General features: G+C 43.7%; 20 protein-coding genes and 1 pseudogene. 8 read left to right on the forward strand and 13 right to left on the reverse strand.

All coding sequences use genetic code 11. The features are described 5' to 3' along the window. Window positions 1-208 precede the first annotated feature (208 nt). Window positions 209-3,529 carry a discoidin domain-containing protein gene (locus J2Z65_RS10650; RefSeq protein ID WP_167065385.1) on the forward strand — a complete coding sequence of 1,107 codons (3,321 nt, stop codon included), beginning with the start codon at window positions 209-211 and terminating at the stop codon, window positions 3,527-3,529. A gap of 77 nt (window positions 3,530-3,606) precedes the next feature. On the opposite strand, the gene J2Z65_RS10655 is transcribed toward J2Z65_RS10650, so the two are convergent. From J2Z65_RS10655 to J2Z65_RS10670, 4 genes are all read right to left on the reverse strand, one after another. Then, window positions 3,607-3,942: an antibiotic biosynthesis monooxygenase family protein gene (locus tag J2Z65_RS10655; protein WP_167065388.1), complete on the reverse strand. Its 336-nt coding sequence runs from the start codon at window positions 3,940-3,942 to the stop codon at window positions 3,607-3,609. A gap of 100 nt (window positions 3,943-4,042) precedes the next feature. After that, window positions 4,043-4,921 carry an oxidoreductase gene (locus J2Z65_RS10660; protein WP_167065391.1) on the reverse strand — a complete coding sequence of 293 codons (879 nt, stop codon included), beginning with the start codon at window positions 4,919-4,921 and terminating at the stop codon, window positions 4,043-4,045. A 706-nt stretch (window positions 4,922-5,627) separates the two neighbouring features. Next, the gene (locus tag J2Z65_RS10665; RefSeq protein ID WP_167065394.1) at window positions 5,628-6,221 is read right to left on the reverse strand and encodes a DUF2238 domain-containing protein; all 594 of its coding nucleotides are present in this window, start codon (window positions 6,219-6,221) and stop codon (window positions 5,628-5,630) included. 121 nt (window positions 6,222-6,342) lie between these two features. Beyond that, on the reverse strand, window positions 6,343-7,848 hold the full coding sequence (locus J2Z65_RS10670) for an MFS transporter (protein ID WP_167065396.1): 1,506 nt from the start codon (window positions 7,846-7,848) through the stop codon (window positions 6,343-6,345). Window positions 7,849-8,329: 481 nt separating this feature from the next. Here J2Z65_RS10670 and J2Z65_RS10675 point away from each other — a divergent pair, with 481 nt between their 5' ends. Then, the gene (locus J2Z65_RS10675) at window positions 8,330-9,427 is read left to right on the forward strand and encodes a glycoside hydrolase family 88/105 protein (RefSeq protein ID WP_167065650.1); all 1,098 of its coding nucleotides are present in this window, start codon (window positions 8,330-8,332) and stop codon (window positions 9,425-9,427) included. A 61-nt stretch (window positions 9,428-9,488) separates the two neighbouring features. Here the strand turns inward: J2Z65_RS10675 and J2Z65_RS10680 are convergent, their stop codons facing one another. Both J2Z65_RS10680 and J2Z65_RS10685 read right to left on the reverse strand, forming a co-directional pair. After that, window positions 9,489-10,001 carry an acyl-CoA thioesterase gene (locus tag J2Z65_RS10680; RefSeq protein ID WP_167065400.1) on the reverse strand — a complete coding sequence of 171 codons (513 nt, stop codon included), beginning with the start codon at window positions 9,999-10,001 and terminating at the stop codon, window positions 9,489-9,491. Between the two features lie 142 nt (window positions 10,002-10,143). Beyond that, a pseudogene (locus J2Z65_RS10685) lies at window positions 10,144-10,335 on the reverse strand (HPr family phosphocarrier protein); the annotation flags it as partial. Between the two features lie 209 nt (window positions 10,336-10,544). Between J2Z65_RS10685 and J2Z65_RS10690 the strand changes: the two are divergent. The 5 genes from J2Z65_RS10690 (at window position 10,545) to pdxR (ending at window position 15,360) form a co-directional block, all read left to right on the forward strand. Further along, a complete protein-coding gene (locus tag J2Z65_RS10690) occupies window positions 10,545-10,874 on the forward strand; it encodes a PadR family transcriptional regulator (protein WP_167065403.1) in 330 nt (109 codons plus the stop codon). A 15-nt stretch (window positions 10,875-10,889) separates the two neighbouring features. Further along, the gene (locus J2Z65_RS10695; protein WP_167065406.1) at window positions 10,890-11,756 is read left to right on the forward strand and encodes a pentapeptide repeat-containing protein; all 867 of its coding nucleotides are present in this window, start codon (window positions 10,890-10,892) and stop codon (window positions 11,754-11,756) included. Between the two features lie 13 nt (window positions 11,757-11,769). Then, entirely contained in the window at window positions 11,770-12,531 is a 762-nt protein-coding gene (locus tag J2Z65_RS10700) for an ABC transporter ATP-binding protein (RefSeq protein WP_167065409.1), read from the forward strand. Further along, window positions 12,532-13,299 carry an ABC transporter permease gene (locus tag J2Z65_RS10705; RefSeq protein ID WP_167065412.1) on the forward strand — a complete coding sequence of 256 codons (768 nt, stop codon included), beginning with the start codon at window positions 12,532-12,534 and terminating at the stop codon, window positions 13,297-13,299. A gap of 624 nt (window positions 13,300-13,923) precedes the next feature. Next, window positions 13,924-15,360, forward strand: a complete 1,437-nt coding sequence (pdxR, locus tag J2Z65_RS10710; RefSeq protein WP_167065415.1) for a MocR-like pyridoxine biosynthesis transcription factor PdxR — start codon at window positions 13,924-13,926, stop codon at window positions 15,358-15,360. A gap of 79 nt (window positions 15,361-15,439) precedes the next feature. Here pdxR and J2Z65_RS10715 read toward each other — a convergent pair whose 3' ends face one another. Both J2Z65_RS10715 and J2Z65_RS10720 read right to left on the reverse strand, forming a co-directional pair. Then, window positions 15,440-15,634 carry a hypothetical protein gene (locus J2Z65_RS10715; RefSeq protein WP_167065418.1) on the reverse strand — a complete coding sequence of 65 codons (195 nt, stop codon included), beginning with the start codon at window positions 15,632-15,634 and terminating at the stop codon, window positions 15,440-15,442. Window positions 15,635-15,797: 163 nt separating this feature from the next. Next, the gene (locus J2Z65_RS10720) at window positions 15,798-16,172 is read right to left on the reverse strand and encodes a nuclear transport factor 2 family protein (RefSeq protein ID WP_167065421.1); all 375 of its coding nucleotides are present in this window, start codon (window positions 16,170-16,172) and stop codon (window positions 15,798-15,800) included. Between the two features lie 313 nt (window positions 16,173-16,485). Here J2Z65_RS10720 and J2Z65_RS10725 point away from each other — a divergent pair, with 313 nt between their 5' ends. Further along, window positions 16,486-17,823 carry an S-layer homology domain-containing protein gene (locus tag J2Z65_RS10725; RefSeq protein WP_167065424.1) on the forward strand — a complete coding sequence of 446 codons (1,338 nt, stop codon included), beginning with the start codon at window positions 16,486-16,488 and terminating at the stop codon, window positions 17,821-17,823. Window positions 17,824-17,882: 59 nt separating this feature from the next. Here the strand turns inward: J2Z65_RS10725 and J2Z65_RS10730 are convergent, their stop codons facing one another. From J2Z65_RS10730 to J2Z65_RS10750, 5 genes are all read right to left on the reverse strand, one after another. Further along, complete coding sequence (locus tag J2Z65_RS10730) at window positions 17,883-18,833, reverse strand: methylenetetrahydrofolate reductase (RefSeq protein ID WP_167065427.1); 951 nt, start codon at window positions 18,831-18,833, stop codon at window positions 17,883-17,885. 157 nt (window positions 18,834-18,990) lie between these two features. Then, window positions 18,991-19,791, reverse strand: a complete 801-nt coding sequence (locus J2Z65_RS10735; protein WP_167065430.1) for a MerR family transcriptional regulator — start codon at window positions 19,789-19,791, stop codon at window positions 18,991-18,993. Between the two features lie 226 nt (window positions 19,792-20,017). Further along, window positions 20,018-21,181: a DUF4317 domain-containing protein gene (locus J2Z65_RS10740; RefSeq protein WP_167065433.1), complete on the reverse strand. Its 1,164-nt coding sequence runs from the start codon at window positions 21,179-21,181 to the stop codon at window positions 20,018-20,020. A 251-nt stretch (window positions 21,182-21,432) separates the two neighbouring features. After that, window positions 21,433-25,137, reverse strand: a complete 3,705-nt coding sequence (locus J2Z65_RS10745) for an Ig-like domain-containing protein (protein ID WP_167065436.1) — start codon at window positions 25,135-25,137, stop codon at window positions 21,433-21,435. 322 nt (window positions 25,138-25,459) lie between these two features. Beyond that, window positions 25,460-26,512, reverse strand: a complete 1,053-nt coding sequence (locus J2Z65_RS10750) for a hypothetical protein (RefSeq protein ID WP_167065439.1) — start codon at window positions 26,510-26,512, stop codon at window positions 25,460-25,462. Window positions 26,513-26,577: the final 65 nt, after the last annotated feature.

Genomic DNA, 26,577 nt, shown 5'->3' on the forward strand with positions numbered 1-26,577 from the left:
CAATACCAATACCTTAAATTAATCTCCCTTTCTTCTTAAGTTTACCTCTTTTAATGAACGTGGCATTATTCTATGCTAAAAATACCAACTACGAGACAGCATCCTACTACTTTAAAGAAGAGAGGGTGATCGGCACTAGAGAAATGTAATCGCTTACCTAATGGCATCATGCATGAGGTTTCTTTTCTAATCTAAGGGAGGTTTACGAATGCGTAGTTTTAAGAAAATAGTTTCATCCGTATCCATGATGGCGATTGTCCTCAGTTTATGGAGTCCTGCAGGAATTTCACAAGCAGCAACTCCGATTACGGATGCGAATTCAACGATTTTTGGCCCTAATGTCTATGTGTTTAGCCCGGATATGCCAGCTGCTGATATTCAAAGCACCGCTAGTTCCATATTTGGCAGACAGGAAAATAATGAGTTTGGTACAGAAAGAGATGCCCTCTTGTTTAAACCAGGAAGCTATAATGTTAATTTCTATGTAGGCTTCAATACGCAGGTATCTGGTTTGGGACAAAATCCGGATGATGTGTTGATAAACGGTGGACTCAATGTGAATGCAGATTGGGATAACGGGAATGCAACGCGTAACTTCTGGCGCGGTATTGAAAACCTGAGTATTAATCCGACACTCACAATTCCTGCTCCAGCGCATATTTCTTCTGGGACAACGCAAATCGCCGTTTCACAGGCGGCACCTCTCCGACGGTTACACATTAAAGGTAAATTGAATTTGTTTGACTTTGATTCGAATTGGAATGCTGGATGGGCAAGCGGAGGCTTTCTAGCAGATTCCATTGTCGATGGCCAGATAACGCCAGCTTCCCAGCAGCAATGGTTCTCTCGAAACAGCCAGTGGTCGAATTGGTCCAATGGGGTCTGGAACATGCTATTCGTAGGTGACAAGAATACACCAGCGGGGACATTCCCAGATCAGCCGTATACAGTTGTTCCCAACACGCCGGTCATCCGGGAGAAGCCTTATTTATATATCGACAATACGAATCAATATCAAGTGTTTGTTCCATCGCTCTCACAGGATACGCAAGGGGCAAGCTGGGCTACGGGAGCAACACCAGGTCAGTCCATAGGGATCGACCAATTCTACATTGTTCGTTCCGATCAACCTAGTACATCGAGTGCTGCAAGCATCAATGCTGCATTAGCAGCTGGGAAGAATTTGCTCTTTACGCCGGGAATCTATCGTTTGGATGATACAATTCGTATCAATAATGCAAATACAGTTGTACTTGGAATAGGGATGCCAACGTTAATACCAACTACAGATAAACCGGCGATGACGGTTGCTGATGTGGACGGAGTGAAATTAGCAGGTCTGCTTTATGAGGCTGGTCCAAATGCAACCTCGACTCTATTGGAAATTGGACCTACAGGAAGCACAAACAATCACGCAACGAATCCAACCTCGTTACACGATTTATTCTTCCGAACAGGTGGAGCCGTAGCTGGGACAAACACATCACAAATGAAAATCAACAGCAATAACGTCATCGGGGATCATTTCTGGATGTGGCGCGCTGACCATGGTGCTGGTGCAGGTTGGACCAGTAATGTATCGACGAATGGACTAATTGTAAATGGAACCGATGTCACAATTTACGGATTATTCAACGAGCATCACAATGAGTATCAGACGATATGGAATGGGAACGGCGGTCGGTTGTATTTCTATCAATCCGAAATTCCGTATGATGTTCCAAATCAAGCGGCTTGGATGAACGGAAGCAAGAAAGGCTACGCGTCCTATAAAGTGGCGGACTCCGTAACCACACATGAGGCTTGGGGGCTTGGCGTTTATTCTTACTTCAGGGATGCTGCTGTGAAGCTGGATAGCGCAATTGAAGCACCCAATACCGCAGGGGTCAAAATTCATCACGCAACGTCCATTTGGTTAAATGGAACGCCAGGCAGTGAAATCACGCACATCGTTAACAATCTTGGCGGTCGTGTCTACGGCAGTTCAGGTACAGCGATGAGACAAACGCTTAATGAATTCGTCGGTACGGATGTTGGTGATTCGGTACCACCTAGTGCTCCTACGAATTTAGCAGCGACTGCAACGACGTATAACCAAGTTAATCTGACTTGGACAGCATCGACTGATAACGTATCGGTAGCGAGCTATGACATTTACCGCAACGGCAGTCTTATTGGAAACACAACATCGAGCTCATATAGCGACACCAGTACGAAACCTGGAACAGCCTACAGCTACACAGTTACAGCGAAAGATGGCGCCAACAACGTTTCGGCCGTTAGTAATACCGCAACTGTGACTACACCAAAGAAACCGTTAGATCGAACGGGCTGGACGGCAACTTCGACCTCAACAAGCACAGACGGTCCAATGAATCTTTTGGATGGTAACATGAACACTCGATTTAGTATGGGGAAACCTATGGCGCCAAGTCCGGAGCAATCCTTCACTATCGATATGAAAGTTCCAACGGCTATCACTAGTATCGAGATGGATTCAACAGGCAGCAATACGGACTATGCTCGAGGTTATGAGCTCTATGTTTCAAATGACGGCGTAAACTGGGGCAGTCCAATTGCAACGGGTACTCCTGTCTCCGGTCCGATCGTTACTGTCAACTTTGAACCTCAAACTGTCCGGTATTTCAAAGTCATCCAAACGGGTAAAGTCTCGAACTGGTGGTCAGTTCGGGAGCTAAGAGTATATGGCTTGACAGCAGCTTCAGCTGCCTTAACTGTCCCCGCGAAAGTGACCAGCGGACAAAACTTTGATGCCACCGTTGATTTGGACAGTGTGGTGTCAAATGTATATGCCCAAGATATTACTATCACTTACGATCCTAACGTGGTGGAGTTCATTTCGGCGGAATCCTTACAGCCTAAGGTCGTTATTGCGGCTCATTCCAATGCTGGAGGTCGTTTGCGATTGTTGACTGCGAATATTGGCGGCGGCAATGTGAACGGTTCATTATTGACGCTGCATTGGAAAGCGAAAGAAACAAATGATAATGTCAGCACCACAATAGCTCTTTCCAGTCTTGTGTTGGCAGATTTACAAACGGAAACCAATCTGGATGGAAGTTCGAAAGTCGTTCTCGTAAAAGCCATTGTAGATCTAACTGAACTGAGAACGCTGATTAATGATGCACAAACGAAGCATGATGCAGCCACAGAAGGTTCTGGTACCGGTCAATACCCTGCTGGCTCGAAAGCAACACTGCAAGCCGCAATTACTTCAGCCTATAATGTAGCAAATAATTCAGATGCAACGAAGCTAGAAGTCGCAGGAGCGATTACGGCACTGACTGCAGCCCTTCAATCATTCTCGTCTTCCGTCAACACAACTGATCCAGCAGACCTGAATAATGACGGACAATTCACGGTAGGCGATTTAGCTATTGTGGCAGCGGCATATGGCAAAACCTCTTCAGATGCAGATTGGGCAATGTATAAACGAGCCGACTCTAACAGAGATGGCAAGGTAGATCTAGCAGACTTAGCTGCTGTTGCACAACGTATTTTGCAATAATAACCTTCGTAAATAGGGTAAAAAGTTAAAATGCAAAAAGAGCGGGGAAAATCCCCACTCTTTTTGCATTTCCTATTTTAACTTTCAGTTTCCTCCGATGGTTCAAATATTTTGACGACTTCATACATACAAGGTTCAAACTTTGCTATAGCCAATGCTTCCTGAAGATACGGAAGAGGTTTAGGATCATTTCGCATAGCTTGATAATGTTCCTCACTTCTCCATTGAGCATACATGGTGACCTTAGTCCCATCTAAACTTCGATGAAGGCTAGATGAAATAAATCCAGGAGCGTAACGAACGGAGACATCTGTTGCACTGGTAAGTAACTCAACTAAACGACCTTGATTTTCGGGATCAACTGTGAACACGTTAATAAATGTAAGTACGCGATCCATTGATATTTGAGTCATAAAGTTAGCTCCTCATTTCATATACCCCAACTCCTGCTACGGGATATTTTTGCTTTGTATAGCTTTATCATTCTTGTCATCGTTCTATACGTGCAAGTTATTATTCTTCAAACTCGTCGTACATGCGTGTTACTGCCGGGTCCAACTCTCTTGCTTCAAAGTCGGTGGAGAGGCTAAGCTTCTCCCAACGCTTCGTTTCCGCTAACTTGCCAGAGTCCACCGCGTTTGCGATTGCAACGGCATCGCTTCCGAGAAGCAAGCGAAGCGGCGGGTTTTCTTCATTGACCATCGTTATGATCGCTTGCGCGGCTTTATCCGGATCGCCGTTCTCTTTGCCGGTTACGTCTCGCAGATGCTTTAGCAGGCCCCCGACCGTTTCTTTGTACTCGTCTCGAGGCTCGATATGCTGCATAGAGGAACCTGCCCAATCGGTACGGAAGCCGCCCGGTTCTATTAAAGTGACTTTGAGGCCTAGAGGGCCGACTTCTTTGGACAGTACCTCGGAGAATCCTTCCACTGCCCATTTTGCCGTTTGGTACGGCCCAAGACCTGGAGCGCCTGTACGCCCGCCGATGGATGAAAACTGAACAATATGACCACTGCCTTGTTCTCTCATCATAGGCAGCGCGGCTTTCGTTACGTTAATGACGCCCCAAAGGTTCGTTTCCACTTGAGCACGAAAATCTTCCATCGAAGTTTCTTCAATAGAGGAGACGTTGCCGTACCCTGCATTATTCACAAGGACATCCAAGCGTCCGAACGCTTCGAAAGCGACTTTGATAGCTGCTTCAGTCTGCTCGAACCGGTTTACATCCAACTGGACGATGCGAACCTGGCTGCCATAGCGTTCTGTAAGATCAGCAATCTGCTCTGTTTTTCGGGCCGTTGCAACTAGTTGATCTCCTTTAGCCAGTACCGCTTCTGCAAGACTGCGGCCAAAACCTCGGGAACTTCCTGTAATTAACCAAACTTTTGACATCTATATTTGCCTCCTCGATATTTGTTTGGAATGTTTACTCCAAAATAAGTATAGTCCCACACCTCCTTTAAGTCAATGGATTTTGGAATGTTTATTCCGCGCAAATATTACAAATCTATTTCCCAAGAAGACTTTTTGTATTATTCAGTTTAAACACACAGTATTAAGAAGACATTAGATAGTCGGAATATCATGATTCTGGAAAATTCATTCCATAAATGCATTACTGAACACAGCGGTTTCGGAACGTATATTCTAAAATTCCGATTCGTTAATTAAAGAAAGCGAAAGAAAAGCCGATGCCACATTGAACAATTACAATAAAAAAAGCCCTTTAGGACTCTTGAATTCCAAAGGGTTTTTTACATGACTATTCCAAGGAAACTATTAATTAGTATCGGCTGGCTGATAATCTCCAGGTACCATCCCTGTTGAAATCCGAGATATGACTCATCACATAATCGAAAAATTGTTTTGATTTCCTCCACAAAAAATTTCTAACTTAATACCTCCTTTTTTTGTGACACTGATAAGACAAATAGCGACTTCTACATGTAGCATATAAATTTGAGGGTAATTATGGATGATTAGGGAATGGGATCGGCGTCAATACCACAAAAAAAAGCCTGCAGCCTTTTTCGGCAGCAGACTTTTTTATTTACACCGATCTTTTCACAAAGGGGCTGTAGGCGCAAAGAAGCTAATGCTACTTCGATTCCAGGCGCTGCTTCCAGTCCAGCATACACATGCTTGTGACGGCTCCGGCCAGACCGAGTCCCATATCCTTTTCCGAGTCGAAAGGGTCGCCCTGCATGCCTACGTACTCCTCCCCCGCTTGTCCGGCAACTAATGCCGCCCCCATTTCAATAATTTCGAACAACGCGCTGAAGCCGAAGACGATTGCCACGGGCAAAACGTATGACCAGATTCCCCGCCGCACAGCTGTTACACGGGTCAACCACTCGCGTGCCGGATAGGTCCAGAGCAAGCCGAACAAGAAATGCACGACTCTGTCGTAATAGCTTCTGTGCGTATGCAAGGCCCCTTTCAACCAAACATCAAACGGCGTGCCTTGATACGTATAGTGAGCTCCATAGGCATGGAAGCAAAGAAACACGAAGATAAGCCAATAGGAAAGCATGGAGAATTGGAATCTCCGGAATGTGCATACAAGAAGTATCACGACGGCAATGAGCAGCAGGTTCTCCATCAGCCACTGCATCCGATCGGTCGGCGAGATCGCCAAAATGCCCCAATACACGGCAAACACAAAGAGTATGACTTGCAATTGCTTAAGCATAAAGTCCACCTCTCTTCAAGCAACAATGAAAACCGAATAAGCTGATTTTCATATTGTGGACATAAATGTAAACATCATGCGCTCCTTTGCAATAATCTCGAGCCACATTTTGCTTTAGACTCTATTGAAGCTTGCTTTTATACCCAATGCGGTTGTTTCCCCAGCATTTTTCATAGTCAAAGCCAGTTAACTTTTCGAACACTGCACGAGATTCCGGCGTGACATCCTTCATCGAGCCCCCGCTTTTGAGACGTTCGATTTCATTGACGAGAACTTTGTGAGACGACATATTTAACTTAAATAGCGCAGATGCCCATATTCCGAATAAGCCTAGCACAATCGTTCCAATAACCATTACACCGACGATTGCATATTGGGCGGAAATGGGTTGAGTAGCGGCTTTAGACACGAAGCCATACTGCTGCAGACACCATCCCAATAAAAAGACAATAATCGAGCGTACCAACTTCCCAGCAAACGTCATCACACCTGCATAAATCCCTTCTCTTCTGCGGCCCGTTACAGCCTCATCGATGTCAGCCATGAAAGTATACTGGTTCCAAGGTATATAGTATACGCCGCCTGTGGCAAAACCCATAACAAAAGTAACCGCATAAAGCCACATTACCGTATGAGACGGCTGAATCAAGAAGATTGCCAAATATCCAAGTACACTTAGTGAAACAATAACAAGAGCGTTAATAAATGGCTTGGAAAACCCTTTTTTCACGACATAACTAATAAAAATATACGTTGCAACCAATTGAATTACAGAGTTAAAGCTAGACAGATTGGAAACATTTTCTGAACCCTGATGCATCGAGAAAATAACGAAATAAGTAAAAACCGACGTAAAGAGCCATTCAGCGGAAAATCCGCCCAAATACATGCCTAAGTGATGTCGAAAGCTTTTGATTTGAAATGTCGAGTAAAGATCGATAAACAATTTTTTCATAGATTCAACGAATGAAAGGGATGGTTCTTTTTTCGCTTCCATTTCCAGCTCTTGTGGAGAACGTTCCCATGAGTACACATATAAGAAAATCAATGCAATAATCAGAATTCCGGCGAATACCAAGCCTGTGCTTAGAAAAGGTGTTGGTGAATCTTTGCCATACATCGCAATAAACCTTCCCGGAATAAACGCTGCTGCGAAGTTGGCTAATTTACCAAAAATAGCCTTGAAACCGGTTAATCTAGAACGTGCACCGAAGTCTTTTGTCATTTCGGCCGCGAGCGATTCATACGGGATCATAACAGCGGTGTAAATCAACTCGAATAACAGATAAGTTACTAAGTAATACCAGTAACCGAAGCCATGAATCCATAACATCGGATATACAAGCATTAAAGGAATTCCCAGCATGATGAAAAATCTTCTTCTTCCGAATTTTCTTCCAATCTTCGTTTTGTGAAAATTGTCGCTAATAAATCCCATAATCGGGTTGCTGATTGCGTCTACAAAGGTGGCAATGGAAAAAATAGAAGCAGCTTGCACAATAGATAATCCACAAAATGTAGTGTAAAAATAAAGCAACCAAGCTCCACTTACTGCTAGAGCACCGCTGCCCAGAAAGTTTCCACCTCCGTAGGCCAGTGAATGCCTAAGTCCAATTTTTTTCTCCAATTTTAACGCCTCCTAATACCGATGATGTCTGATTATTCTTACGTTGTTGAAAAGAGACCGAGAAAAGTAGAAGATGTCCGTCGGCGTCACGTATGCCTATCACAATGCTTTCAATCCGGCTAAACTATAGTTTAAGATGACGCATACATTTTACACTTAAAGAAGTGTTTCCGGTTACAAATGATTGGATTACTGGGCTACGATTAGATGCTTCATGTTGGAAACCCTCTCATCTTTTCACGGACGTTTACATAACGAATGCTTGTCTATTTTATCGCAAGCAACGAAATATTTCTCATCATCTATTCTTATTTTTCTTAAAAACTATTCATATTTTTCACTAAAATCATGTAAAACAAATTGGATTTGACTAGAAGCAAATGTTGTTGCATCATGTTGTAAATAGGTTTCCTGAATGTAATAAGAAATTATTTGATTGAATTAGGGGGCATAAATTTTGAAAAATCTTTGGTCTGCGGCGATGTCCGAATCTTTCATGCAACAATATCCTCTTGTATCTGACATGCCATTTCAAAAGAGTCGATGCTGGAACTACGAGAACGGTTGTATTTTAACTGCTTTTGAGCGGATGTTTCACACAACGGGGGAAGAACGCTACTTACAGTACATTAAAAATAACATGGATCTGTTTATTCAGGATGACGGTTCCATTGCTACGTACAATTTGAACGAGTACAACGTCGATATGATCAACCAGGGAAAAACGCTTTTTCTTTTGTTCGAGAAAACCGGCGAACCCAAGTATCGTAAGGCCATTGAGTTATTGGTGACGCAATTGAAGGGCCATCCCCGCACCAAAGAAGGCGGTTTATGGCACAAAAAAATTTATCCGTTCCAAATGTGGTTGGATGGCGTATATATGACATCTCCTTTTTTAGCTCAATTTGCACACGTGTTCAATGAACATGAATGGTTTGATGATATCGCCAATGAAATTTTGCTGATGGAGCGTGTCGTCCGCAATCCGCAAACCGGACTGCTGTATCACGGGTGGGATGAGAGCCGAGAGGAGCGCTGGGCCAATAAAGTAACAGGCTGCTCCGAGCATTTTTGGGGACGTGCCATTGGCTGGTACGTCATGGCGATTGTTGATGTGCTTGACTTCCTGCCGCTTGATCATCCTCAGCGCGGTCAAATTATCGGTATCTTCCACCGTTTGGCAAAGGCGATTGTGAAAGTGCAAGACAGAGAGAGCGGATTGTGGTGGCAAGTCATGGATCGTGGCGGTGAAGAAGGAAACTATTTGGAGGCTTCCAGCACCGCGATGTTTACCTGCGCACTGGCCAAGGGCGCAAATAAGGGCTATCTTGAAGAATGGGCTATAGAAGCGGCTCGTAAAGCTTACGAAGGAAGCCTAACAAAATTTGTAGAGCGCGATGACGACGCTTCTCTACATCTGAACGGCATTTGCAGCGTAGCAGGGCTAGGCAATACGCCATACCGGGATGGATCATATGCCTACTACATCAGCGAACCAATCCGCCGCGACGATCCGAAGGGCTTTGCGCCGTTTGTCATGGCCTGCCTGGAAATTGAAGCTGCGTCTAAAAAAGTTTAAAGACATATGGGGCCGCCCCGGATACGAAGAAACCCGCACAGCAAATGCGCGGGCTCTTTTTCTATTCCCAAGGATATCTGGTAATCAAGTAATGGGCGAACTTCTTGCTTTCTTCTCTTCGTGTTTTTCGCATTTCCGTTCTATGGCCGGCCGTTTCGTTTAACTTTTTCTCTTCCTCCGTTTCAGGAACAATTCGAGGAACGGGAACCGGGTCATTGTTTTCATCCAGTCCGACAAAGGTTAAGAATGAGGTTGCTGCGATATCCCTCTTTCCACTCCGTAAATCTTCTGTAATGACCTTCACAAACACTTCCATCGATGTCTTCCCAGTCCAGGTTACGAAGGATTCCAACGACACACAATCCGTTGGCCGAATAGTTTTCAAGAAATCGACGGAATCCGTGGATGCTGTTACTGCGGTCACTCGGCAAAGCTTGGAAGCTGTAATTGAGGCGATATCGTCAATCAGGGACATGAGTTTACCGCCGAACATGGTATTATGATTATTCACATCTAACGGAAATACTCTTGATGTTTTGAAGCATCTCGTTTCCCTCACATATTTTTGTTCCAAACATATTCCCCCCTATCCAACACATCTAAATATAGAGTACCCAGTCAACGAGTTGGGCATTATCTATTTCCTCACAGGTAAAAAAAACCGGCAGTGTGCTCCCCCTTGGAAGATTTCGCACAACATGGCGGCTTATCGGTCGTTACTCTTCAAAAATTTTCGTCAACAGTTCTCCTAGCGACTTCAGTACCTGCTCTTCCTGCTCGCCTTCTACTTCCAACGTCACTTCCTCATTCTGCTGAATACCCAGCGTAAGCATGCTAAGGGAGCTTTTGCCATTCACTTTTTTGCTGCCCTTCGCAACGTTGATTTTACATGGAAAAGCGCTTGCTGCTTGAACGAATACCTTTGTATCTTATTAATCTAACTCGTTTGTTATTTTGTTTGACACTATTAAGACAATTGGCAGTTTCAATGTGTGACATCGTTCACTGCTTCAGTTTGTATGAATAAATACCGTTTCTTCAACCAAGGTATTTTATTTAAAATAGTACCTTGACAGACATAGTAGTATGTCGTATTCTATAAATGTGAGGTGATGAAATGAGTGAGAGCAAAATTACATCCGACTTGCTGCGCGGACATACCGATACAATGATTTTACGACTCTTATCCGAAGCTGACCGCTACGGGTACGAAATTGTAAAACTGATCGCCGAGCGCTCGGGCGGCGAGTATGAATTAAAGGAAGCCACGATGTACTCCAGCGTCCGGCGGCTTGAACTAGACGGCGACATCGAGTGGTATTGGGGCGATGAATCTCAGGGCGGACGGCGTAAGTATTTTAGGATTACCGAAAAAGGCAAGGATACTTACGCCCGCAACAAAAGCAATTGGGAGTACTCGAAGCGCGTGCTAGAAAATTTATTATAAAGGAGACTTGATGAGATGAATCAGAAATTGACGAACTATTTGAACGGCGTTTTTACGCCATATGATGGGGTAAAAAGCGTCACCGAATTAAAGGCAGACCTGCACTCCGATTTGCAGGAGCGATATGGTGAACTCAAAGCGGAGGGCAAAGACGATGAAACAGCGTTTAATATGACCATTGAGAGCATCGGCGACATCGAACAAACGATACTGGAGGTCGCCAACCTCTCCCGCTCGCTGGAGCGGCAGGTGCTGACAAACTTTAGCGCGAGCAACCTAGCGAAAAGCGACTTTGCAGGCGTTATTGCTCATAAAGGGAATTTTACATCGAGCGCGTTACGCGGTTCCGACTTTGCGGGCGCAGACTTGACCGGCAGTTCGTTTAAGACCAGCGACGTAAGTGAAGCCAATTTTGACGGCGCGAATCTGACAGACTGCAGCTTCTCCGCCCTGGACCTTTCGGATGCGAGCTTCAATGAATCGATCCTTGAACGCACCACCTTCAGCATTTCGGGGCTGAACGGAGCAAAATTCACAGGCGTAAAACTGACCGATGTCACGCTAACCAAGATCGACCTTAGAAAAACAATCTTTGAAAATTGTATCTTTGACGGCGTGGTCTTCAAGTACTCTGATCTGAGCGGAATGTGTTTTGACGGACAGACGTTTATCGGCGTTAAGTTTGACAAGTCGGCATTAAACGATGTTTCGTTCAAGGGCGCTACACTCAAGAATGTGTCTTTTCAGGCTTTCTTTTCGTTGACCAATAAGTATTACCGTGGCATCAAAACCATCTGCTTTGACGGCGCAGTCATGGATAAGTTGACCTATGCTGCCCTGAAAGGCATGGGTGCCGATTTGTCCAATGTTACTGTTCGATAAGGAGGGGTAGTTTATGCAAAACAATTCAATTAAAGTAATTGGACTGCAAAAATCCTACAAGCAGCATCAAGTCTTAAAGGGCGTGGATTTCGAGGTGGAAAAGGGCAGTATTTTCGCCTTGCTCGGCTCCAACGGGGCAGGCAAGACAACGGTTGTCAAAATCCTCACCACACTGTTAAAACAAGACAGCGGAACCGCCACCGTAAACGGATTCGATGTTGCGTCAAAACCCGAGAATGTGCGGCAAGCGATCAGTCTGACCGGGCAATTTGCCGCCGTTGACGAAATTTTGACCGGACGGGAAAATCTGATGATGATTGCCAAACTCCGATATCTCAAAAATCCGCGTCAGGTTGCGGACGACTTGCTTAAACGCTTCGGCTTGACAGACGCCGCCGACCGCAGGGCATCTACTTATTCGGGTGGTATGCGCCGCAGGCTCGATATCGCCTTGAGCCTTGTGGGAAAACCGCAAATCATTTTCCTCGACGAGCCGACCACTGGGCTTGACCCCGAGGCGCGCATCGAGGTTTGGAAGATTGTTAAGGAGCTTGCCTTAGGCGGCACGACGGTACTCCTAACCACGCAGTATTTGGAGGAGGCTGAGCAGCTTGCCGACCGAATTGCCATTCTGCACGAGGGTAAGATTATCGCCAGCGGCACACTCTCGGAGTTAAAAAAGATGTTCCCATCCGCAAAGGTGGAGTATGTTGAAAAACAGCCGACATTGGAGGAAATATTCCTCGCAATCATCGGCAAAAAGGAGGGAAAGTAAATGGAGGCGGTAAAGAAACACTTTTTCAGCGATATGGGCGTTATGCTTGGACGTTCCATGCGTCATATTTCCCGCAGTATGGACACCATCGTCACGGTCACCATCATGCCCATCGCGATGATGTTGCTGTTCGTCTATGTGTTCGGCGGTGCAATTCAAACCGGAACGGATAACTATGTGAATTACCTGTTGCCCGGTATACTCCTGATTGCTATTGCTAGCGGCATATCCTACACGGCTTTCCGCTTGTTTACGGATGTACAACGAGGCATATTCGAACGGTTTCACACCATGCCAATTTCACGTTCCACCTTACTGTGGGGGCATGTGCTGACCTCGCTGGTATCCAACGCCCTATCGGTTCTCGTCATCATTCTCGTAGCGTTGATTATGGGCTTTCGATCGTCCGCGGGGATACTGTCTTGGCTTGCAGTAGCCGGAATACTCGCGCTGTTTACGCTGGCATTAACTTGGGTCGCGGCAATTGCCGGACTGTCCGCAAAGTCGGTGGACGGTGCAAGCGCCTTTTCCTACCCGATTATCTTCCTGCCGTTTATTAGCTCGGCTTTTGTGCCGACCGAGTCGATGCCATCCATCGTTCGCGCCTTTGCCGAAAACCAACCGGTGACCTCGATCGTGGAAGCTATCCGTGCGCTACTGTCAGGGCAGCCGGTGGGCAATGATATTTGGGTCGCTCTTGCGTGGTGCGTCGGAATTTTGTTCGTAGCCTATTTCTTTGCAATGAGGGTGTACAAAAAGCGGGTGTGAAAAAAAGGACACTTATACTGGGCTTACATCAGCCCCAAGGCCGAATATCAGCTCAGCTTACAGCACCCAAGCGGTGCTTTTTATTTTACCATGCGCGTTCATAATTCATTAATTAGAAAATAAAAAAAACCTGAAAAAACGAAAAGAAAGAAAATAATAGTTAATGGGAGAAGTCCATCCAATTTTTGTTCGTAATTATTTCTATGTGAATGATTCATTTTAAAATCTCTCCTTCTATTAATCTTTACTATTTGCTCTGATTAAGCTCATCTTTACGGATGAGAAAAGCCCCCCCTATAGCGATAAGCAAAGGACTTGCTACAAGTGCACTACAAAGTAAAATAAAAGATATCAAAGCTGCCAACTGGCCCATCTCCTTTCCGCAGGTTATGACATCAACCGTAATACAATTAATATCATAAGATTGAAGTGGACGAATGTAACCAACCAATCAATCAGTTTTTATGCCATCCACTAACAATACTTCTTCTCAATCATTCGTAGACTCCATGTTCACAGAATGCTAAATGATAAAGACGAAAACATCGATTATTTTTCATAGATAAGTGGTATTATAAAGTTAAAATTTGTATGGTTTGATTGCATATTCAAGGGGATTTTAAGATGTGGAAACCTGATCGCAATAGTAAAAAGGCTCTTTATGAGCAAATTGCCGACCATCTCGAGCAAAGAATTTCATATGGGGAGTTTCCTCCGGGTAGTTTGCTGCCCTCTGAGCGGAAACTTGCTGAACAATTTGATGTGAACCGCAGCACCGTCATTTCTGCATTCGCCGAACTTCGATCACTTGGGATCATCGAAAGTCGCACTGGTAGCGGGACTCGGGTAAGTACCTCCAAATGGGGGGCCACTCCAAAGCATACTCCAAACTGGAGTCGGTTTGCCGAAGGAGGAAGCTTTCTTCCGAACCTGCCCTTTTTGCGAAGGATCCGCGAAGCGTTAGCTCAAAATCCATCACTGATCGATTTTGCGAGCCCTGAACTATCTGCTGATTTGGCACCCACAGATGAAATCGCTGCATTAATGAGTAAAAATGCCTATACGTCCTATATGGGTTACGATAACCCTCAAGGTTCAACTCTATTAAGAGAGGCTTTAGTAGAATATCTGAACAATTATCGAGGAATTAAGACAACGGAATCCTCCATTCTTATCACATCGGGATCTCAGCAATCGTTATTTTTAATCACGCAATGTCTTCTGTCTCCAGGTGATGCAGTTGCAATTGAAGATCCTTCCTACTGCTATTCGCTGCCTATGTTTCAATCAGCTGGTCTTCGTTTGTTCCGCCTGCCGGTCGACAATCATGGCATAGAACCAGAAGATATTCGCGCTTTATATAAAAAACATCGAATTAAGATGGTGTTCTTGAATCCGAGCTACCAGAACCCAACTGGAACGGTACTAAGTGATGAAAGGCGCAAACGTCTTCTTGATATCATTTGTGAATTAGGACTTCCTGTTGTGGAAGATGATCCATACAGCTTAACATCTTATGAGGGCACCCCTCCTTTGCCACTCAAATCAATGGATACTATGGGTTCAATTCTATATATTGGCTCATTCTCCAAGATCGCAGCCTCTGGCTTACGGATAGGTTGGATGGTAGCGCCCCGTTCCATTGTGGAACGACTTGCCGATGCTAGACAACAGATGGATTTTGGATTAAGCATCATTCCGCAACTAGTAGCGGGACAATTTTTACAGTCATCTTATTTAGATCCCCATTTGGAGCGATTGCGTATCCAACTTCAATTTAAACGGGATTTACTCATCGAATCCCTGGAGAAGGAGCTTTCAGGTCTGATTGAATACGTAGCGCCAAAAGGGGGATTGCATTTCTGGTGCAAATTGATCCCGAATATTCCGGACGCTAAATTGTTGGAAGAATCAATTAAGAAAGGAATTATATTTGTACCCGGGAGTGTGTATGGATCTGATTCGGGTTACGTGCGGTTTACATTCGCCAGAACGAAGCCGGAGGACATTGAACCGGGGATAGCCAGATTTGCTAGGGCATTACGTGAGTTGACTGAATGAAGAAGTTCCCTCGAGAAGGTAAAGAGATCTCTCAGCTAATGCTAAGAGATCTCTAGCTATGTATATTAGGTCATTGCAATCATACTAGATTTGCCGATTTAGAAAGCCGACTCAAACTAACTTTAGTCCCCTCGCGGATAGAACGATATACGGCATCTATTAATTCAGCAAGCTGTATGCCTTCTTCCAATCCGCTTAAAGGAGCCACTTCCGTTTCTGTAGCTTGTCCATCAATCTTGAGTAACCATGCATCGAGCGAAGTTACTATATCCATAACACGCGCGTTCTTCTGAAAGCGTTCACATACCTGAAAACTACAATATCATCCCACAAATCTATACTTAGGGGAATGCTGACCGTTAGCACAACAGGCCACTGAGTTTATCACCGGCAGCCTGTTTGATCTTTGTTATGAAGTTATCGTTTTCATATCCACATCAGAACATGCCATTCTCATTGGGAGACTTCTCCGGTATGGGCTGTCCCACATCCCAGAATTCGACGATCAGATCGTTATTGAAGCGGAAAATATGAACCACAGCTCCTCCGATGTCCTCTTGCCTTTGCTTTACATGGGAGTGTACCGCAACAATATTACCCTCTTCGATGGCACATTTGACCTCAAGGATTTTGTGAGGATTCTTGGCGGCGTTCTCTTCCATTGCGAGCATAAGAGAATCTGCGTCTCCACGGAAAAAGGGATTATGATGGAGGAATTCAGGACCAATGTAGCTCCGGTATGCTTCACGCACGTCCCCCGACGCCACCAATTGCAAAAACGATACAGCCTTCTCCTTGTTAGAGCTCATCATTGCAGATCTCCCTTTATATAAAGTTCATTATTCCTCTAAAAATTTTATCATATGGGGGTGGAGACATTCAAATTCGGTTCGGCGGTGCGGCCAACCCATTCTTTCAATGGCATTAAATAAGCGCCAACAGCAATCCACAATTCTCACCTGTCAACTAGGGATTAATATTTAAATGAGAAACAGTCTTCACAGGCTATCGTCTGCGCCGCTAAACATCAACCATTACTTATTGACACCTTTCATCTTAGCTGATATATTTCATTAAAACATACTATTCCTATATGAATTAAAAATTTGGAGGTGTTTCATTCTTATGAAACCATTGAAATCCCGCAAGCCCTTGCAAATAGCCGTTTTAACAGCTGTCCTCCTATCCTCAGTAAGCACTTTAAGCAGTGCGGCTGCAGCGAGTGACTCAGCAGTCTCATACAAGCAGTTTTTGAATGATCAGTATGCCTTCACCTTGTCAGATTCCTTATCAAAAGGCGATTTTGTTATCGCAGTGAGCCGAATCTTGAAAGCGGAAGCGAAAGATCAGACCAATGCATTTACAGACTTACAAAAGGACAGTCCTTATTACAAAGCAGCGCTTGCTTTACACGAAAAAGGTATTCTATCCGAAGGCAAGCTGCAGGGTGATCAGCCGCTTACCCAGCTCCAGGCGACTTTTATTGCTTTAAAAGCCTCCGGCTTGAAAGAACTCGCCTATACCTACCCAAAGGATAAAATCAAGACTGCTCTGGCTAAAGTACATATTGATTACGATCAAAACAATCAATTAACGCTGCAAGCCGCCCAAGAGCTGGCCGCCGCAATTGATACTGGTCTTGTCTCTTCTGGTTTCGAAGCGGATGCGGCGGCGAGTCAAAGCTTTGCTAGCGAACTGCTTGGTAAGATTCTGACTTTCAACGGACAATATAAGCATTATCTTGGAACGACTTCCGATGATGATATTTTCCGTAAAATTAACGATGCCTGGCGTACGGAGGATCTAATTTCATCAACAGATTTGCGTTCTGTTTTCGATGAAGCCTTGAAAAAGAATCTCATTACCGGCTACAACTTGAAGGATTCTCGTTTCGATGCAAACTTTGATCCAAAGCAATCACTCACCTATGGACATTCTGACATTACGCATGCGATTCAGCTAATAGGATTGCTGCGCAGCGAGAACATCCAGGCGAAAGTACAGCTGGAGCCCAAAACGTCTGCCTTCATCTATTTGAAGGAATGGGGCGAGCCGACACAAACCGACGATTATCAAGTCGTCCAAATCGAGAACGGCAATTTCATAGCTTATGCCAAGGAATACGACATTGAGTTCGAATTCGATAACGTTGAGCAAAAGAACAAGTTCCAGCAGATCATTTTCCAGTATGCTAAAAAGAACAGTAATGACCAGACAGGACTCATTTATTCTTCCTGGTGGCAGCCACTCTACTATTCATTATCAGATGTAAAAGACTATAAAGTGATTGCAAACAATAAAGTCAGTAAAGGCCATTATTATGCACAGTCCTTCTCCCTCAGCGATAAATCTGACGAAGTTGTTACTGGCCTAAAGAAAATCAACGCCAGCTTGAACGTCGACTCCTATAAGTTCTGGGTGGACGAACCCTTCTACAATTATCTGCTAGGTGATTATAAATAACAAATAAAAACAGTTGCCCGGGATTTTTATTCTCCCGATCAACTGTTTTTTTATATAGATTATTGGAGTGAATTTATTACGTTTCTTTTCAGCTTCCTGTCTAACATGGTTTTTATGTCTCTAACCAGTTGTACAGATGCCTCTATTTCTACTTTCCTTGTTGAGACACTTTCAACACTACAACCAACAGGGATTCCTTTTTCCAATGCAAAATCTAAAATCTCTTCGAAGATTCTTTGAGACAATTTGATTGATTTTTCCAGTACATCATTTGAGTATTTCAGTTCATTTTCTAACCATGTTGGTATACTTATTCCTAACCATTTCATGAATTCTAACGTTCTTTCTGATCCACAGGGGGCTAGATTGAATAAAATGGGTACCATTTCTAAATCGTTATTTGTAAAGAAATAAAAGTAATCGGAAAGGAAATTTTTCGATGCCTCTATATCATATGTTGCCTGTGATACGAAAAAAGCACACCCGTTTATTATCTTATTTCTAACTCGTAGGTGCTCATCTTTCTTTTTCATGTGTCTTTCAGGTATGACAACTCCCCCAAAAGTTAAGTTGCTATTAAATCTCTTACTTAATATAGAAGCCTCAGAAAGATCTAAGTTAATCTCCTGCTTACTTGAAGAAGCACCTACATATACGGAGTATCTTTCTCGGTCCGTGTCGGCCATTACCCATTTCGAGAACTGTTCTTCACTATATCCACCTACGCAACGATATATGATTTTGGGAATTCGTATATCATTTAAATATTCATCGCTATATGTTCCAGGATCAATAGTTGGCAAATACGGAAATGGCCTTTGTTGTTCTACTCGATCCATTTCTTCCTGAACATCGTAAAGAATTAATGCATCTATATCGAGATCATTTAATCTTTCAACTTGCTTCTGTGCAATCTCTGCTATCTTTTCTGGGGTATTAGCTATCTTCGGCGGCGTCATCCCATATGTTAAAATTCCCGCCTTTTTACCTAATATTTTTTCTTTTAGCATATCCACTTAACCTCCATAACGGTAATACATATAGTAATGATATCATTACCTATCGGCTAAAAGATAACTTGTATTTCCTATATCCTGCTATAGTCTGAAGCTATAACTAAATCAACAATGACAGAGACCTCTCTACTCCGTCACACTTGGGTTAATCCTAAGGTTTTGGTTTGTACAGTATTGAACAAGCTTGTTTAATAAATTCTCTTTCCTCTGTTGTCAGAGTGTACATCTGCGGCTTCTTATCCTTGGGTAATGCATTGAAATTCTCCCAAGACTTCTTCATTCCACCGAGTATTTCTTCATCCCATCCTTGAGAAAGTTGTCTGTTTAAGTCCATCAAATACTTCGCAAGACTCAGTGCCTCTTGACTGGCTGGATCTGTGTTTTTTACCACCAGCCTCCGCAGCTCATCTCTAAAATAACCATACTGTTGATGTAACTCCTCTGTAAATTTTTGCTGTCCCAGCTTCCTCAAAGCTTCCTCTGAATAAGATTGTTTCGTTAAAGACCGCAAAGTTGTGCGTTCTTCAGAAGTCAAATATTTGTTTACCCACTCTGGCTTTAAATCCATTTGAATCACCTCGATTATATTGACAATTGCTTCAAAATCTAATTTTTCATTTTCCATTTTTTCGATTTTCTCAATTGCTGCAATGATGGAGTCAATCTGCCGCCGCTTATCAAACAACATTTCCTTCTGCTCTCTAAGTGCATTTGGGAACCCGCTTACTCCTTTATTTATGAGAGTTTTGATTCCCGCTAATGAAAAGCCAAGATATTTTAGGGCTAAAATTTGTTGTAATCTCACGAGATCGTCGTCTGAATATAATCTGTACCCAGCTTGGGTGAATCCCGAGGGAGAAAGTAACCCTTTTTTATCGTAAAATTGAAGTGTTCTCACGGAAACAGACGATTTCTTGGCAAACTCATTCGTTTGATATAATTTTTTACTCACTACCAGATCCTCCTTCCAAGATTAAGATAGAGTATTACGTAGCGTCATACTCAAGTATTTTTTGTTAAACAATTTCCTATTCACATTTCGGATTTTTATTAAATGACTAACGTAGTTGTAAATTATTCAATTAACGTTCTACGTTAGCCCAGAATTAATTAGAAAACGGAGCCCGCAAAGCCGCGGCACTCCGTTTTTGTTGTTGCAGAATTCGTTAGAAAATACTTTACAACGTCTCCGTACTGAGCGTAAATCCTTCGATCACGACGTCTTCGTCAACCTCGATCAAGATACATCGTTTTCCTTGATAATTCACCTGTCTGACGTACTTTAAATCTTGCGGACTGACCGTAATTGTAGCTACTTTTGTATCAATTCTAATCGATTTCGAAGTGAACTTCGGAAGGACGCTGCTCGCTTTTATTTCATAGTTTTTGTCGTCCACGACATTTTGAAACGCTCGTTCCACCTTTTCACTCGTCACGTCCTCCACGCCACTCAACGTCAGCATGCGTTCCACATCTTTATAATCCAGCTTTGCCGGCTCTTCCTCCTCGTTGGATTCGATGACCCGATGGATTTCCTCATACACATGAGCGATTGTAGCGACATCAATTTGTTCCCCCGTCACTTCTTTCACGATGTCTTCGAAAATAGTTCTCTCTTCTATCGCAGTCACGGTCTTCTCTGCATTTAAGACTTGCTCGATGAATTGGAAATTCGGTTCATTTGCTCTCCCCGTGCAATACAAAATGCGATTTACGTCGGAATAGTTATCCGTCACGCTAGGGTAGAAAAAACCTTGCTCCGGCGTGTTCAATTTGATGATTGGGTCTACGAAGACATTATACTTGAATTCTCTCTCGACATAATCAAACATGAGCGTTTTCCGCTGTTGCTCCGTGGAATTCACGCTGCACAGAATGAACAAATTCGCGAACATTTCGTCCTTTTCGCTCTGCTCGGCTTCTTCGTTCCTCGCCTTGGTCGGGCGGGAATATTGTCCGCGGACAAATGTAATTACCGTATCTTGTTCATATACGGTATCCACCAACATTTTCTCAACTAACAAGAGCATTAGATCCTGCCATTCTTCCGGATTACCGGTCACCAAACCTTGATGGAGAAGCACCTGCGTAGGCTGTTCCGCTTCCTCCTGAAATTTTAACTCGAACATCTTCTGATCTAATTCGCCGGTCAGCAGTTTTTTAAAATTAGCCATATATAGTTCCTGCTTCTCCCGGTCCACTAGGGCGAACGGCTGACGCTCGTAATGGTAGATCTCGTTGCTTTCCTTCATAATATACACGTTAAAAATTTCGAAAAGTTTAAGCATCTCATTATCCAATTTAAAATGCTTGCGAATATGCGCGATTTCTTTCTTTATCATAATCCGTCAGTCAACTCCTAAGAAGTGAAATAGCCTTACCAGAATAAACCTATGTACATGTGCTCTCCTCACTTGGATGAATTACTTCCTGTATGTTAAATCATAATCATAGATTTCTCAACAATTTTGAGAATCTATCCTCACTACTTCTGAAAATCCCCTCAAATATGATGACACCACGGATCACAAAAAATAGGAGGAGAACATACTCTCCCCCTTGGTATTACTTCCGGCACTAAGTCTCGGAATCGCTATTCAAGAATTTTTCTGGCTATGACTGCGAGATCAAGAAGATCGATTTTGCCGTCATTGTTGACATCCGCTTTTTTCACTTGCTCCCAATCCGGGCTTGTAATATCTTTGCCATAATTAGCAGCTACCATAGCCAGATCGCCGATCGTTACTTTCCCGTCGTCATTGATATCTCCTGGAATTCCCGGAATTTCAGCCGTGATTTCCATGCTGTGTGACGATGCGGCAGCTTGCGTTTCGTTTCCTTGGCTGTCTCCAAGAAGAGCGCTCGTTACTGCTACCGTCCCTTCCGTTGTCTGAGCTACTTTCTTCGCTTTAAACGTCAGTTCTATGAGTTGAGCGTCCCCAATAACCGCGTTCCCTTCGCCTTGGCTGGCCATAATCAAGCGAATCGTCCCTGCAGCCCCCTCCTCGGCTTTCAGCAAGCTTATTCCTTCTTTTGCGGATTTTGCCGATACAAACTCCATAACGGCCGCATCATAGGCGATATGAACATCCTGCGCATAAGCGCCTTTCGCCACGTTGTTTAGCCCATAATTGAGCGAGAATTGTTCTCCCGACTGAACGGAGCTTGCTCCGGTTAACGTAGTTACAGGTCCCGTCGGGGTAACCGGTCTAACGGTGACTGTCGCAGCAGCGGTAAAGCCGCCGTCTATTGTAGTAACAGTGATTGTCACCTGACCTGGCTGCAATCCCTTAACTACCACCTTATCGTTCATGATTTCCAAACGAGCCACGTTCGGATCGCTGCTGCTCCACGCAACGTTCTTGTTGCTTGCGTTTCCAGGGAGTACGGTTGCGGTCAACTCCGCCGTTTGCCCTTGGTCTATAGACACTTCTTGTTTGTCGATCTGAACGCCTGTAACCGCTGCTTCCGGGTGATCGGCACGTATTTTGAGTTCTTGCGCCGAATAAGTGATTTTGGCATCCGATGCGGCGTATTTGATATTATCAAAACCAAACGTGCGTCCATTCGCCTTATCCCATATAAAGCCAAGTAAAATCCGGTCAAAGTTTTTGATAGCCGTAGTGCTTTTCACAAGCTGGTTATCGATATACATTTTTAAATCCGATCCTGATGTATAATCCCATTTCAGCTCATGCCAGCCGACCGTCCGAGGAACATTCGTTTTTTCCCAAGCTGAAGAGGTACTGCTTGCTCTTACAGAGTAATTGTCCAAATTGCCCACACTGCCGCCGTCATAAAATATGCCCAGCGCTGCCATAAGGGTTGTGCGTTGGTTACCAACATGCGCAATGACTCTGGTTGCGCCGTTCTTTGAGCCGTCATCATACAGCATCATCGTGACGACCCCATTCCGATTCGGCGCAAATACCTTTTCAACCGCAGGCGGATTGTCATATAAGGCGCTGTTAGTTCCGTGATACGCAATTTTGTTGGAGATTTTGCCACCCGAGCCATTGGTAGGCGGATTTTGTTCCGTTACAAAATTACCCCAGCCGTTTTCAAAGCTTTCCGAGTAGATGAGATCCTTATATTCTTGAACTTCAGCCGAAACGGAAATTTCATCCACCTTTGTTAAATCGCCAGTAAACTCAAGCTTTCCTGCCAGTTGATCAATCTTTGCATCCGGATGATCCGTACGATAAGTCAGTTTATAGTAAGGTGGGTTATTTACTGTGCCTCCATCCTCCATTTGTCCCTTAACATTTAACTGGACGGACTTCTTGGAATCGGATAAAGTGGCGTCATCCGATGTCACCATATATTGTTTGATCGCCGCAGCAGGACTTACTGTAACTTGGCTTGATGCTTTCACATTCGGATTCACAACGCTCTCTGCTGTAATGACTGCCGTGCCAACGGCATTGGCCGAGATATTGCCACTTGCATCAACGGACGCAACGGACGGATTGCTGCTTGACCATTTCACACCTTTAAACCAGGCATCTTCAGGCAGCACTTTTGCCGTCAGAGCAGCCCCCGAATGCTGCAAATAGAGATGCACGTCACTTGGGTCAAGCGAGATAGAAGTCGTCATAATTTCTGGTTTCACAGTATCCGGCTGATCGTTCGAATATTCGTGGGCGCCGATATCAACCTTGCCGCTAAGCGTATTGTTGAAGAAATCTTTGGATGCCTTCTCCCATACGGAAGGAGTCAAGCTGGAGACATCCATCCCTGCGTCAATCAACGGCGAATCGCTCATTAATTTGTATCCGTCTAACGCCGCTGGGTTAAATGTGTTCATGCCGGTAATGAGATTTTTAGGCTCTTCTCCGGGTCTCGAGAACTTCGGACTGGTAAACAAATTGTTTTCAAAAGCAACTCCGGCAAAGTTTTGACCTTTTATATCGCTGCCAGGATAAAAATCGTTGTACTTGATTGCGCCTCCTGTAAAGTTGTTGGACCCCATGGTCATTGTGCCTTTAGCCATGAAGACGTTGTTATAGAGCTTGGCATACTTGCCCGTATCGCTAAAGATCCTTGTGCTAATCTGAGAATCAGTAAATATGGAATTATTATGTATCAGAGGCGCATCGTTCACAGTTGTCGGCAAATAATGGAGGATGTAGGCGCCGTTTCCGTCATTAACGCTAACGTTGTACCTGACCACGGAGTTGGTCGAACCGCCCATAAACAGGATCATACCGCCTCTGTTATCATGGCTGTAGTTATTTTGGTACAATGTTCCTTCGCTAAACAAGTCAATGTCGAACGCCTGACCGTCATTATAGCCGTATTTTCCGCCATACACTTCGTTATATTGGACAATGGTGTCCTTTACAGCAATAACCCATAATCCCGCATAGTTCACATTTCCAACGTTTTTATACGAATGTTCGACAACCGTGTTATATTCCAGTCGGCCGTTTGCTCCGACATTGCTCAAAACGATGCCGTCGCCTTGCACTTTTTCAATATAGTTATTTTTAAATTGAACATTGTTGAGGACTTTAGGGAAGTTTGCGCTAATATCCCCTTCTTTGTACAAGCCCGCATTTCTTATGCCTTCGATATCCACTTTGATAACTTTGTTGTTTTCCACTAGCACATCGCTGATATTACCTAGCAGTAGGATTCCTCCGCTGCCCATTTTATGCCCCTTGGGATTACCATTGACATCATGGATGTAATTGTTCTTGATAACAATTCCCTTCTGCGCATTATTCAACCATTCCGTCTGGTTCGTCGCAGAGGTTTTTACCGTAATCCCCCCCCGTTGAGAAACAACAGTCTCACTATAGTTGGTCACTTCAAAATTGTTGATCTCGAGGTAGCTTCCGTCCAAAACGTCGATGGTGGAGGACTGTGTCTTGTCCGTTACTCCGCTATAATACGTATAAAGTGAAAAAACTTCTTTGGTCGTCGTGCCATTGCCATTAATAATCGGTCTGACATTCGGATCGTCACTGCCGTATTTGTCAAAGACGATAGGAGCTTGCGCGGTTCCGGATATGTTTCTAAGCCTCAAGCTTCCGTTCCAAACATCGCCTGCTTTGAAAAGAATTTTGTCCCCAGGTCCGAAGACGGCGGCGCCTACTTTATCCAAAGTCTTCCACGGCTTTACTTGCGATAGTCCGTCATTATTGTCATCACCCGTTAAAGAGCTAACATAGTAAGTATTTCCCGAAGTCGCCGCTCGCGCTTCCATCGGAGAGATTGCAGGGAAAATCAGTGTGATGAGTACCGTCAACATAATAGACCAGACCGTTACCTTATATGTCCGACTCGTTTTCAATTTGTAACTCCTCCTTTAGTATCCTGCTAACTATCAATCTTTGATTTGATTGCCCTCAACGAAAAAATAAATCAAATCACGTTCCGACTGCCCCCCCCCCTCAGCTCCATCCGTTGAGATGCAGCGCCCCCGCAAAAAGATCCACACTTGGAAGCGCTGTCATTTTCTGTGGAGATATCAATCATTTCTAAAATTTCTACAACTGTTCATTGAAACAATCCGTATCATATTTAAATATAAAGATACGATAGGCGAATTGGCATGCATAATATTGACCATTGCGTGTATGATTTTTACTTTATGGATGATAGCCACGGCAACCTTATTGGGGAATGATCTTATCATAGACAGAGTAGTTGATTTCAACCTTCGCCTCCTTCATATACTGCTTCACTTTCTCATCCAATTGATTTTGCACGTAAATCTGAATGACCGCGCTTTTCACATCCTTGTATTCCTCATAGGCGCCTTCTTGCTTTTTCAGGACTCTAAAAACCGTTACTTCACGATCCGTTTCGAAAATATTGCTAAAATCCATTTCTTTCAAATCCAGGAACGTTTCATATAACTGGTTAGTAAAAATATCGTCCTTCGATATTTTTTTCGGATCTAACGTTTGCTTTTCAATATTTGCAGATACTCCTAATTGTTCTGCCGCTGCTTTTGATGCAATTCCTCCAGCCGACGCTTTGTCTTTGATCTCCTGAAGCATTTCCTTTGTGCCAGGTCCGCCTTTTAAAGAAATTTTCTCATAATCAAAGCTGTTTCTCCTTTTAAAATAATCATCTTTAATATTTTTATAGTAGACTTGGAAAAAATCATCGGATTTTGTATTTTGGGCATCCTTTGCCAGTTTCTCAATAAGTTTCTGATAGTTGTTGCTTCGGAAATACGAATAGTATTCAAAAGCGCTGTATTGTATCGGACCATAAACAGGTTGATTATTTTTATATTTCATTTGCCTTTGCTCGTTTTCATCTTGCAGGTTTTTCAGAAAAGCACGATACGTTGTTTCCTGGATGACATCATTTTCTTTCATAAGCATTTGTTCCGCCTTGATTTCCAACAGCTCATTCACGGCTAGTCGTTTTGCATATTCGGACGGATTTTCGCCTTGATAAACACCTGACCAGAAGTTCTTGTTATAGTCGACATTATATTTTTCTTTAAAATAACTCGTTGTTAGCGCTTTCTTATTTTGTAAAACCAAATGAAATTCGTCATAAGTTATCGCCTGGCCATCAATTGTAAATATGACCTTCTCGTTCGAACGACTTTCAAAGTAAAGCACAGAAGCACTTATGGCAACCGCTAACACGACCAATGCGCAAGACACAATAATGAAGCGAGAGCTTGCAAATTTTTTCTTTATCATTGATGGTTCCCCCGATAATATTTTTGTCAAGCTTATTCTCGATCCCCCCAATGATCGTAAGCAAG

It is taken from the genome of Paenibacillus aceris, assembly GCF_017874035.1.
Taxonomy (GTDB): Bacteria; Bacillota; Bacilli; order Paenibacillales; family NBRC-103111; genus Paenibacillus_E; species Paenibacillus_E aceris.